General features: G+C 73.1%; 8 protein-coding genes. 5 read left to right on the plus strand and 3 right to left on the minus strand.

Annotated features, from left to right (window positions below):
* Positions 1 to 92: 92 nt before the first annotated feature.
* On the plus strand, positions 93 to 722 hold the full coding sequence (locus ACIRRH_RS01895) for a TetR/AcrR family transcriptional regulator (RefSeq protein ID WP_403060291.1): 630 nt from the start codon (positions 93 to 95) through the stop codon (positions 720 to 722).
* 146 nt (positions 723 to 868) lie between these two features.
* On the plus strand, positions 869 to 1,930 hold the full coding sequence (locus tag ACIRRH_RS01900) for an endonuclease/exonuclease/phosphatase family protein (RefSeq protein ID WP_403060294.1): 1,062 nt from the start codon (positions 869 to 871) through the stop codon (positions 1,928 to 1,930).
* Positions 1,931 to 1,940: 10 nt separating this feature from the next.
* Here the strand turns inward: ACIRRH_RS01900 and ACIRRH_RS01905 are convergent, their stop codons facing one another.
* Complete coding sequence (locus ACIRRH_RS01905; RefSeq protein ID WP_403060297.1) at positions 1,941 to 3,722, minus strand: NAD+ synthase; 1,782 nt, start codon at positions 3,720 to 3,722, stop codon at positions 1,941 to 1,943.
* Between the two features lie 175 nt (positions 3,723 to 3,897).
* Here ACIRRH_RS01905 and glnA point away from each other — a divergent pair, with 175 nt between their 5' ends.
* Together glnA and ACIRRH_RS01915 are read left to right on the plus strand one after the other, a co-directional pair.
* Positions 3,898 to 5,259 carry a type I glutamate--ammonia ligase gene (glnA, locus tag ACIRRH_RS01910; RefSeq protein ID WP_224280893.1) on the plus strand — a complete coding sequence of 454 codons (1,362 nt, stop codon included), beginning with the start codon at positions 3,898 to 3,900 and terminating at the stop codon, positions 5,257 to 5,259.
* 153 nt (positions 5,260 to 5,412) lie between these two features.
* A complete protein-coding gene (locus tag ACIRRH_RS01915) occupies positions 5,413 to 6,612 on the plus strand; it encodes a hypothetical protein (protein WP_403060300.1) in 1,200 nt (399 codons plus the stop codon).
* 116 nt (positions 6,613 to 6,728) lie between these two features.
* Here the strand turns inward: ACIRRH_RS01915 and ACIRRH_RS01920 are convergent, their stop codons facing one another.
* Positions 6,729 to 7,475, minus strand: coding sequence for a class E sortase (locus ACIRRH_RS01920; protein ID WP_403060302.1), 747 nt, complete (start codon positions 7,473 to 7,475; stop codon positions 6,729 to 6,731).
* Between the two features lie 253 nt (positions 7,476 to 7,728).
* Between ACIRRH_RS01920 and ACIRRH_RS01925 the strand changes: the two genes are divergently transcribed.
* Positions 7,729 to 10,755 (plus strand): bifunctional [glutamine synthetase] adenylyltransferase/[glutamine synthetase]-adenylyl-L-tyrosine phosphorylase, encoded by a 3,027-nt coding sequence (locus ACIRRH_RS01925; protein WP_403060304.1) that lies wholly within the window; start codon positions 7,729 to 7,731, stop codon positions 10,753 to 10,755.
* Between the two features lie 92 nt (positions 10,756 to 10,847).
* On the opposite strand, the gene ACIRRH_RS01930 is transcribed toward ACIRRH_RS01925, so the two are convergent.
* Positions 10,848 to 11,816, minus strand: a complete 969-nt coding sequence (locus tag ACIRRH_RS01930) for a phosphatase PAP2 family protein (RefSeq protein WP_403060307.1) — start codon at positions 11,814 to 11,816, stop codon at positions 10,848 to 10,850.
* Positions 11,817 to 11,992: the final 176 nt, after the last annotated feature.

Here is an 11,992-nt window from a genome sequence, read left to right on the forward strand (position 1 = left end):
CGGGTCCGGGGCAAGGTCCCCTGCCGCGGACCCACCGAGGGACACGCCACGGCGCCTGCGCGACCGGGGAGAGCGAGGGAGAGGCAGCGGGGATGAAGACGGACACGCCGACCGCCGGCACCGGGCAGCACTGCGCGGAGGTACGCCGTGGCCGGCCCCGCAGTGAGGCCGCCGAGCAGGCCATCTTCAGGGCCGTCGAGGACCTGATGGCCGGCGGCACCGCGCTGTCCGAGCTCACCATCGAGGGCATCGCCGCCGCCGGCGGCGTCGGCAAGGCCACCATCTACCGGCGCTGGCCCAACAAGGAGGCCCTGCTGGTCGACGTGGTCAGCCGGCTGGAGGAGCCACTGCCGGAGCCCACCGGCGCCGGCGCCCGGGCCGACCTGATCGCACTGGTGGACCACGTCCGCCGGCGCGGCCTGGCCAAGCGCACCCGCTGGGTGCTCAAGGCCGCCATGGGCCAGATGCAGACCCTGCCCGAGCTGTACACCGCCTACCGGGAGCGGGTGATCAAGCCGCGCCGGGCGGTCGGGCTCGGCCTGATCCGCCAGGCCGTCGCCGAGGGCGTGATCCGCGACGACCTCGACCTGGACCTGCTCAACGACCTGCTGATGGGGCCGATCCTCTACCGCAGCATCCTGTGGGACGACTCCGACCTGGAGGACCCGGACCTGGCCCGCAAGCTGGTCGACTCCGTGCTCGAAGGCCTCGCGCCCCGCTGATCCGGCCGAACGTGGCCTCGCTCACCAAACCGGGCCACGCCGGAACCCGCTCCGGGGGACCGACGTCTGTCCCGGCATAGGCTGAGCCGGGTATCCGGTCGAACCGGCACCGGACCGGCGGCGGCACGAGCGACGGGAGCCACTTGATGGCGCAGGCGGACAGGACCGAGCGGATCGTGGCACCCGGGAGCGGCGCCGACGACCCGGCCCCCGCGTCGCGTCGCGTCGGCTTCCTCGGCCTGCGCCACTGGGGCCGGGACGCCCGCGGCAGCAGCACCTGGCGACGCGGCCTGGTGGTCGCCGCGCTGGCCGTGCTCACGGCCGTGCTGTTCGCCTTCCACGCCGAGGTGCCCAACCGGGTCGGCAACCTCGGCAGCCTGCTGGAGACCTTCCTGCCCTGGCTGGGCCTGGCCGTCCCGGTGCTGCTGGTGCCCGCGCTGCTGCGCCGCTCCGCCACCGCGCTGCTCGCCCTGCTGCTGCCCGTCGTGCTCTGGGTCAACCTGTTCGGCGGCCTGCTGAACGACAAGCGGGGCGGCCCGGGCGACTGGACGGTGGTCAGCCACAACGTCGCCGCCGCCAACACCGACGTGCCCGGCACCATCCGCACCCTGGTGGACTCGGGCGCCCAGATCGTCGCCCTGCAGGAGCTGGCCGGCAAGCCGCTGCGCTCGTACGAGACCGGGCTGGCCGGCGCCTACCCGTACCACGAGGTGCAGGGCACCGTCGGGCTCTGGTCGAAGTACCCGATCAGTGACGTCTCCCCGGTGGACCTGAGGATGGGCTGGACCAGGGCCTTCCGCGCCCAGGTCGGCACCCCGCAGGGCCCGGTCGCGGTGTACGTGGCGCACCTGCCCTCGGTGCGGCTGAAGGCCGAGGGCGGCTTCACCGTCAACCAGCGGGATGTCAGCGCGCAGGCGCTGGGTGACGCGATCCAGGCCGAGCCGCTGAAGAAGGTCCTGCTGCTCGGCGACCTCAACGGCACCATGAACGACCGCAGCCTCGCGCCGGTCACCTCGCAGATGCGATCGGCCCAGGGCGCCGCCGGTGACGGCTTCGGCTTCAGCTGGCCGGCCGCCTTCCCGATGGCCCGGATCGACCAGATCATGAGCAAGGGCGGGCTGGACCCGCTGGACTCCCGCACCCTGCCGCGGGACGGCAGCGACCACCTTCCGGTGGCCGCCACCTACCGGTACCAGCCGCTCCGCTAGGCCGTGCGCCTCAGCCGCGCCGCCAGCGGTTGGTGATCGGCAGGCGGCGGTCCCGGCCGAAGTTCTTGACCGAGATCTTCGGGCCCGGCGGGTACTGGCGCCGCTTGTACTCGGCGGTGTCGACCAGCCGGACCACCCGGTCCACCACGGCCGGGTCGAAGCCGGCCGCCACGATCGCGTCCCGGCCCTCGTCGTCCTCGATGTAGCGGGCCAGCACGCTGTCCAGCAGGTCGTAGTCGGGCAGCGAGTCGGTGTCCACCTGGTCCGGCCGCAGCTCGGCGGACGGCGGCTTGGTGATGGTGTGCTCCGGGATCGGCGGCACCTCGCCGAGCCGCTCGGCCTCCTCGTTGCGCCAGCGGGCCAGCCGGAAGACCAGCGACTTGTAGACGTCCTTGATGGGCCCGTAGGCGCCGACCGAGTCGCCGTACAGGGTCGAGTAGCCGACCGCCAGCTCGCTCTTGTTGCCGGGCGCGAGCACGATGTGCCCCTCCTGGTTGGAGATCGCCATCAGCAGGGTGCCGCGCAGCCGGGACTGGAGGTTCTCCTCGGCGAGGCCGGTCAGCTCGGTGGCCCCCAGGTAGGCGTCGAACATCGGGGCGATGGAGACGGTCCGCAAGCGCAGCCCGGTGCGGCGGGCCAGCTCGGCCGCGTCGTCCCGGGAGTGCTGGGAGGAGTAGCGGCTGGGCATCGAGACGCAGTGCACGTTCTCCGCGCCGACCGCGTCCACCGCGATCGCGGCCACCAGCGCCGAGTCGATGCCGCCGGAGAGGCCGATCAGCACCGACTCGAAGCCGTTCTTGGTCACGTACGCCCGGGTGCCGGAGACCAGCGCGGCCCAGATCTCGGCCTCGTCCGAGATCCGCGGCGCCACCTCGGCGGTGAGCCTCCTCCGGCCTTCGGCCGGAGGAGCCCCCACGGCGGGCGCGGCCTGCGGCTCGCCGTCCAGCTCGGTGCGGACCAGGTGCAGCCCGTCGCTCAGCAGCAGGCCGTCGGTGTGGTCGCGGCCGGCGGCCGGCAGGTCCAGGTCCAGCACCAGCAGGTGCTCCTCGAACTGCGGGGAGCGGGCCAGGACTTCGCCGTCCGCGCCGACCACGATCGAGTCGCCGTCGAAGACCAGCTCGTCCTGGCCGCCGACCATGTTGACGTACGCCAGGGTGCAGCCCGCCTCTGCCGCCCGGCGCCGCACCAGCTCCAGCCGCTGGTCGTCCTTGTTCCGCTCGTACGGGGAGCCGTTGACCACCAGCAGCAGCCCGGCGCCGATCTCGCGGGCGGCGGTGACCCGGCCGCCGTCCTGCCAGATGTCCTCGCAGATGGCCAGCGCGACGTCCACCCCGTGCACCCGCAGCACCGGCAGCTGGTCGCCCGGGACGAACCAGCGGAACTCGTCGAACACGCCGTAGTTGGGCAGGTGGTGCTTGGCGAAGCGGGTCACCACCTCGCCCCGGTGCAGCACCGCGGCGCAGTTCTGCGGGGAGCCGGCCGGGCGGTTGAAACGTGGCGAGGCGTGCTCGGAGCGCCCGAGGTAGCCGACCACCACCGGGACCTCGCCCAGCCCGTCCGCCGCCAGCCGGCCGGCCAGCTCGACCAGTGCACCGCGGGAGCCCTCGACGAAGGAGCGGCGCAGGGCGAGGTCCTCCACCGGGTACCCGGTGAGGGCCATCTCGGGGAAGGCCACCAGCTGCGCGCCGGCCTCCACGGCCTGCCTGGTCCAGCGCACCACCTCATCGCTGTTGCGGGCGAGGTCACCGACCCAGGGGTCGATCTGGCTCAGGGCGAGACGGAGAGTGGGCATGCCTCCGAGTCTAATCGTCTAACTGACGCAATGTCCTGGGCGGTCCCCGGCGGCGGGGGTCGGCACTGCGGCGACCGGTGCGGATCGGCCATGATGGGGGCAACCGCTTCACGAGGTCTTTCCGGGGCCTCCGGGGCGTAACACGAGCGTAAAGAGCAGAGGTGAGACTGTCCCCATGGGCAAGCAGCAGCAGTTCGTGCTTCGGACGCTCGAAGAGCGTGACATCCGGTTCGTCCGGCTGTGGTTCACCGACGTGCTCGGATTCCTGAAGTCGGTCGCGGTGGCACCGGCCGAGCTGGAGCAGGCCTTCGAGGAGGGCATCGGCTTCGACGGCTCGGCGATCGAGGGCTTCGCCCGCGTGTACGAGTCCGACATGATCGCCAAGCCGGACCCGACCACCTTCCAGATCCTGCCCTGGCGCTCGGAGACCCCGGGCACCGCCCGGATGTTCTGCGACATCCTGATGCCGGACGGCTCGCCCTCCTACGCCGACCCGCGGTTCGTGCTCAAGCGCACCCTGGAGAAGGCCTCCGAGCAGGGCTTCACCTTCTACACCCACCCGGAGATCGAGTTCTTCCTGCTGAAGAACCTGCCCGGCGACGGCACCCCGCCCATCCCCGCCGACCAGTCCGGCTACTTCGACCACACCCCGCGCGGGGTGGGCCACGACTTCCGCCGCCAGGCGATCACCATGCTGGAGTCGATGGGCATCTCGGTCGAGTTCTCGCACCACGAGGGCGCCCCCGGCCAGCAGGAGATCGACCTGCGCTACGCCGACGCGCTGTCCACCGCCGACAACATCATGACCTTCCGGCTGGTCATGAAGGAGGTCGCGCTGGAGCAGGGCGTACACGCGAGCTTCATGCCCAAGCCGTTCTCCGAGCACCCCGGCAGTGGCATGCACACCCACGTCTCGCTGTTCGAGGGCGACCGCAACGCCTTCCACGAGTCCGGCGCCGAGTACCAGCTGTCCAAGGTCGGCCGGTCCTTCATCGCCGGCCTGCTGAAGCACGCCGCCGAGACCGCCGCCGTCACCAACCAGTGGGTGAACTCCTACAAGCGGATCTGGGGCGGCTCCCAGCGCACCGCGGGGGCCGGCGGCGAGGCGCCGTCCTACATCTGCTGGGGCCACAACAACCGCTCGGCGCTGATCCGGGTGCCGATGTACAAGCCGGGCAAGCAGGGCTCCACCCGGATCGAGGTCCGCTCCCTGGACACCGGCTGCAACCCGTACCTCGCCTACGCCGTCACCCTCGCGGCCGGCCTGAAGGGCATCGAGGAGGGCTACGAGCTCCCGCCCGGCGCCGACGACGACGTGTGGGCGCTGTCCGACTCCGAGCGCCGGGCCCTCGGCATCCAGCCGATGCCGCAGAACCTCGGCGAGGCCATCGACCTGATGCAGCGCAGCGAACTCGTCGCCGAGACCCTCGGCGAGCACGTCTTCGACTTCTTCCTGCGCAACAAGCGGCAGGAGTGGGAGGAGTACCGCTCCGAGGTGACGCCGTTCGAACTGCGGAAGAATCTGCAGGTGCTCTGACGGCTTGTCGACTGGCGTGGGCCGTGTGGGCGGTGTACCCCGCGCACGTTAATCCGTTGGGCCAATGCGGTTACTCTGCAGCGGTGCGAGCCGTGGCGGGGTGACGAAGAGGCGTATTCAGAAGATCCGTTTTGCGGATCATCCTGGAGTGTCATGCGTACTCGAATCACCATCCTGGCCTTGTCCGGACTGACCTCGGCCGCCCTCGTGTGGGGTGCCGGCTCCGTGGCCTACGCCTCGCCCTCCGCCGACCACCGCGCAGCCGCCGAATCGGCGGAGGCCCGGGGTAATTGGGTCGACGGGCTCCTCCGTGCCGCGGAGGGCACAAGCAACGCCACCCATGCCTGGACCTTCGGCAATCATGAAGCCCTCGCACCCAAGCTGGCGGCCCGTCAGCCCCACCGGGCGGACGACCCCGCCGAGGTGGGCGCCGGCACCGAGGCGGCCGTCGCCGCCGAGCCGGGCGCGGCGGCTCAGCCGGCCGAGCAAGGAACCGAGAAGGACGAGACGGCGGGTCAGCCGGGCGAGGACGACTCCGAGCGCGGTCGGCCCGCGGCCCGGCCGTCGAAGCTCGGGTTCCTCAAGGAACTGGGCGGACTGGACGAACTGTCGTCCCGCACCGGCAAGCACTGCCACAAGGACCACCACGCCCCCGAATGCCCCTGCCCCCCCGGCGACCATGGTGGGCACGAGGGGCATGAGAGCCACGAGGGCCACGGTGGCCAGTCGGACAAGCCCGAGCACAAGCCCGAGCACAAGCCCGAGCACAAGCCCGAGAAGCCCGAGAACAAGCCCGAGAACCAGGCCCAGGCCCAGGCCCAGGACCAGGCCCAAGCCCAGGAGCAGGCCCAGAGCCAGGACCAGGCCCAGAACGGCCAGCAAACCCAGGACCAGCAGGTCAACGTGACGGTCCTCGTGGAGAACACCGTCAACAACGACAACAGCGCGAACAACAGCGCCGCCAGCAACGCGGAGAACAACGTCACCAACGTGAACAAGGCCAAGTTCAGCGTGATGGAGCAGGAGCCGCACAAGCCGGTCCACCAGGGGCACAAGGGTGGCCACGAGGAGCACAAGGGCGGCCACGAAGAGCACAAGGGCGGCCACGAAGAGCACAAGGGCGGCCACGAGGAGCACAAGGGCGGCCACGAGGAGCACAAGGGCCACAAGGGCCACCAGGGCGGTCACGAGGAGCACAAGGGCCACCAGGGCGGCCACGAGGAGCAGAAGGTCCGGCACCACGGGGAGCTGGCCGAGACGGGGAGCGGGGCGTCGCCGGCCCTGCTCGGTTTCTCGGCGGCGTTCCTCGCGGCGGGCGCGATGGCCATGCGGATCAGCCGACGCTCCGCATGACCGGGCCCGGCCCGCAGGGCGCCGGGTGAGCGCCGGCGGTGGCCGGAACATTCAGTGACCGACGGGCGGTGCGCGCACGGCGCACCGCCCGTCGGTCGTGTGTTCGCCGGACCGGCTCAGCGCAGCTCGGCGAGCGGCGTGCGGCCCGGGTCCATCGGCTCTTCCCGGACCAGACTGCCCCAGACGGCCATCCGGTACAGCGAGGTGTAGACCGGTGTGCAGGTCGTCAGGGTGATGTAGCGGCCCGGCTCGGTGTACGGAGAGCCGGTGGGCACCGGGGCGATGACACCGGTGTCGTACTTGGAGGTCTCCGGCAGCGTGGCGTCGACCCGGTAGACGTACCAGCGGTCGCGGGTCTCCACGACCAGAGGGTCGCCCGGCTTCAGCCGGTCCAGGTCGTGGAACTTCGCGCCGTGCCCGTCGCGGTGGGCGGCGAGGGCGAAGTTGCCCTGCGCGTCCCAGGGCATGGCCGACGGGTACGGCGCCGTGTAGACGCCGACGACCCCGTCCGCGAGGGTGTCCTCGTCGGCACCGACCTTGACCAGCACCTGGTAGCCGGCGCCCAGGGCCGGCACGTGGAGGAAGCCGATGCCGCCGCCCGCGTCGTACGGCGGCGGCGCGGCGGTGCTCGCGGCGCCGGTCGGTGAGACCGTCGGGGCCGCCGCCGACCAGGCCTGGCGCAGCCGCTCGGCGGAGCGGTCCGCGTGCCGGTCGGCCGTGAGGTTCGTCCACCACAGCGAGTAGACGACCAGCAGGGCCAGCAGCACACCGACGGTGAACAGCAGGTCGCCGAACACGCCGGCCGCGACCCGGAGGGGGCGGCGGCGCGGGGTTCGCTCCTCGGCCGGATGCTCGGGCGCCACCGGTCGTCCCTTCGGATGGCGGCGGGGGCGGATCGGAGCAGGGCGGCACCTGGCAGGGGAGCCGCCACCGGGGGCGTCCTGGCTGGTCATGCGCGTACTCCACCGCGCCCGTGCGCCGGCGGGCAAGCCGACACGCCACGTCGTCGCCCGGCCTCTGCGCCCGGCCGGCCGGTGACCGGGCGGGCTCGTTTGGTTACCCGGCGGCGGGCCCCAGGGGCGCGTAACCTGCTGGGGCGGACGGATGGAGGGGCCGATGGCGATGGAGGAGCAGCGGGCCGGGAGCCGGGTCAGCCGGCCGGAGAACCGGCTGGTCCGGCGCGGGTTCACCGACCCGGCGCGGGCGGTGCGGCTGTTGGAGGGCCCCGGGCTGGAGGGCCTGGCCGACGACCCCCTGCTGCTGGACGCGCTCGGCGCCACCGCCGACCCCGACCTCGCGCTGCTCGGCCTGGCCCGGCTGCTGGAGGCCGCCGACGCGGCCGACCGGCACACCCTGCGCGACACCCTCACCACCTCCAAGCCGCTGCGCGACCGGCTGCTCGGGGTGCTCGGCGTCTCCACCGCGCTCGGTGACCACCTGGCCCGGCACCCGCACGACTGGCACGTGCTGGTCACCTTCGAACTGCGCGACATGCACCCCGGCCCGGAGGACTTCCGCCGCGCCCTCACCGAGGGCGTGCGCACCGGCGACCGCGGCCCGGCGGACGCGCTGCGGGTCGCCTACCGCCGCTGCCTGCTCGCCATCGCGGCCCGCGACCTCACCGGCACCACCGACCTCGCGCAGACCGCCGCCGAACTCGCCGACCTGGCCGGCGCCACCCTCCAGACCGCCCTGGACCTCGCCGCCGAGCACGACCCGGAGGCCGCCGCGGCCTGTCGGCTCGCGGTGATCGGCATGGGCAAGTGCGGCGGCCGCGAACTCAACTACGTCTCGGACGTGGACGTGGTGTTCGTCGCCGAGCCGCGCGAGGGCGTGGGCGAGCAGGAGGCGCTCAAGGCCGCGACCCGGCTGGCCGCCGCCCTCACCCGGCTGTGCGCGGACACCACCGGCGAGGGCACCATCTGGCCGGTGGACGCCAACCTGCGCCCCGAGGGCCGCAACGGCCCGCTGGTGCGCACCCTGGCCAGCCACCTCGCCTACTACCAGCGCTGGGCCAAGACCTGGGAGTTCCAGGCGCTCCTCAAGGCCCGCCCGGTCGCCGGGGACGCGGAGCTCGGCACCGCGTACGTCGAGGCGCTCGCCCCGATGGTCTGGCAGGCCGCCGCCCGGGAGAAGTTCGTCGCCGACGTGCAGCAGATGCGCCGCCGGGTGGTCGACTCCATCCCGGTCACCGAGCTGGACCGCCAGCTCAAGCTCGGCCCGGGCGGCCTGCGCGACGTCGAGTTCTCCGTGCAGCTGCTCCAGCTGGTGCACGGCCGCACCGACCCGGCGCTGCGCAGCGGCAACACCCTGGAGGCGCTGGCCGCGCTCTCCCGGGGCGGGTACGTGGGCCGGGCGGACGCCGCCTCGTTGGACGCCGCGTACCGCTTCCTGCGCTCGCTGGAGCACCGCATCCAGCTGTACCGGCTGCGCCGCACCCACCTGATGCCCACCGGGGCCGAGGACCTGCGCCGGCTGGCCCGCTCGCTGGCGGCGCTGATCAACGACGACACCCGCGCAGACCCGGTGGCCGCGCTGCACCGCGAGTGGAAGCGGCACGCGGTGGAGGTCCGGCGGCTGCACGAGAAGCTGTTCTACCGGCCGCTGCTCGACGCCGTCGCCGAACTGCCGCCGGGCGCCACCGGGCTGACCCCGGAGGCGGCCCGGGCCCGGCTGGAGGCGCTGGGCTACGCGGACCCGGCGGCCGCGCTGCGGCACATCAGCGCGCTCGCCTCCGGGGTGAGCCGCAAGGCCGCGATCCAGCGCACCCTGCTGCCGGTGCTGCTCGGCTGGTTCGCCGAGTCCGCCGACCCGGACGCCGGGCTGCTCAACTTCCGCCAGGTCTCCGACGCGCTCGGCCGCACCCCCTGGTACCTGCGGCTGCTGCGGGACGAGAGCGCCGCCGCCGAACAGCTGGCCAGGGTGCTGTCGGCCGGCCGGCTCGCCCCCGACCTGCTGCTGCGCGCCCCCGAGGCGGTGGCCATGCTGGGGGATCCGCAGGGTCTGGAACCGCGTGGCCGGGCCGCCCTGGAGGGGGAGATCCGGGCCGCCGTCGGCCGGGCCGGGTCCACCGCCGCCGCGGTGGCCTCCGCCCGCTCGGTGCGCCGCCGGGAGCTGTTCCGTACCGCCGCCGCGGACGTGCTCGGGCGGCTCGGGGAGGACCCGGCCGAGGCGCTGGACACCGCGGGGGAGGCGCTCACCGCGCTCAACGCCGCCACCCTGGGCGGCGCGCTGCGCGCCTGCGTCGCCGGGTGGGAGGCCGAGCACGGGGACCTGCCGACCCGGATCGCGGTGATCGCGATGGGCCGGTTCGGCGGCCACGAGCTGGGCTACGGCTCGGACGCGGACGTGCTCTTCGTCCACGAGCCGCTGCTCGGCTCGCTGGAGGAGGAGGCCGCCCGGGCCGCCCAGGCGGTCTGCCACGAGCTGCGCACCCAGTTGGGCGCGCCCTCCACGGAGCCGCCGCTGCTGGTCGACGCCGACCTGCGACCGGAGGGCCGCAGCGGCCCGCTGGTGCGCACCCTCGCCTCGTACGCGGCCTACTACCGGCGCTGGTCGCACGCCTGGGAGAGCCAGGCGCTGCTGCGGGCCGAGCCGGTGGCCGGGGACGAGGAGCTGGGCACGCGGTTCCGGCGGCTGATCGACCCGCTGCGCTACCCGGGCACCGGGGTGCCGGAGCGGGACCTGGTGGAGATCCGCCGGATCAAGGCGCGGATCGAGGCCGAACGGCTGCCGCGCGGGGCCGACCCGACCACCCACACGAAGATCGGCCGGGGTGGGCTGGCGGACGTCGAGTGGACGGTTCAGCTGCTCCAGCTCCAGTACGGGCACGGCGTGCCGGCCCTGCGCACCACCCGGACCAGGGCGGCCCTGGCGGCCGCCGTCGAGGCCGGGCTGGTCGAGCCGGAGGACGCCGAGGTGCTGGACACGGCCTGGGTGCTGGCCTCCCGGGTGCGGGCGGCGGTGATGCTGGTGCGCGGGCGGCCCGGGGACAGCTTCCCGGGGGAGGCCCGGGAGCTGGCCGGGGTGGCCCGCTACCTCGGATACGGCTCGGGGCACAGCGGCGAGCTGCTGGACGACTACCGGCGGATCACCCGGCGGGCCCGGGCGGTGGTGGTCCGGCTGTTCTACGGATCCGACTGACCGGGCACGGATCCGACTGACCGGGTCGGTCCACGGCTCCGGCGGGTACGCGAAAGGGGCCCCGGTCGGGGCCCCTTCGGGAGGTCGGCAGGCTAGCGGCGAACGGTGCTGACCGCGGGCTCGCTCCACTGCTCCGGGACGGTGATCGGCTGCTCGGCCACCGTCTCCCGGGCGGGCACCCTGGGCAGCTTGTAGACCCACTCGTGGTACAGCCAGCGGGCGGTGAGGAAACCCAGCGCCAGGCAGAGCTCGCCGCCGACGGCGTCCATCCAGAAGTGGTTGGCGGTGGAGACGATGACCACCAGGGTGGCGGCCGGGTACATCAGGCCGAGCGCCTTGACCCACTTCCGGCGGGCCAGGAAGAAGATCGCCAGACCGCACCACATCGACCAGCCGATGTGCATCGAGGGCATCGCCGCGTACTGGTTGGAGACGTGCGCGGCGGGGCCGGAGGCCATCGAGCCCCAGGTGCCGTGGGCCTTCACGGTGTCGATGAAGCCGCCGTCGGTCATCAGCCGGGGCGGGGCCAGCGGGAAGAAGTAGAAGCCGACCAGGGCGATCCCGGTGGTCACGAACAGCACCGAGCGGGCCGCGACGTAGCGGCCGGGGTGGCGGCGGTAGAGCCAGACCAGCACGCCGATCGTGACGACGAAGTGCAGGGTGGCGTAGTAGTAGTTCATGCCCGTGATGAGCCACCCGACGCTGTCCACGGCGTGGTTGATCGAGTGCTCGACGGCGATGCCGAGGTGCTGCTCCAGGTCCCAGATCCAGCGTGCGTGCTTCTGGGCTATCGCTTCCTGTTCGGGAACCGCGTTGCGCACGATCGAGTAGATCCAGTAGCTGATCCCGATCAGTGCCAGCTCGAACCAGATCCGCGGCCGGGCCGGCGATCGGCGCTGGGCGCTGATGCGCTCGCGCAGCGCGGCGGTACGGGACTGGGCGGCGCGGGTGGTTCCGTCGGGCAGGCGGCCGGGGAGGGCCTTCACTGCTTCGGAACCGCTACCACTGGCCGCGTCGGCGCGCCCGGCGTCGCCTCGCTGGATCTCGGTCGGTTCCCCCATGGACGGCAAGTCTGCCAGACCACTCGTAGCCGGCTGCTCATCCTCTGGCAGTGGATTCTTCACCGGCCGTCCCCCTTGAGGGCTACGGGCCGGCTCCCACCGGGGTAGGGGGTGCTCTGGGGTTCGGTGCGTACCGGTGGGACGGACATGGGTCCCATTGTCACGCCCGTCGCTCC

The organism is Kitasatospora sp. NPDC101235 (assembly GCF_044767505.1).
In the GTDB taxonomy this organism is placed as follows: Bacteria; Actinomycetota; Actinomycetes; order Streptomycetales; family Streptomycetaceae; genus Kitasatospora.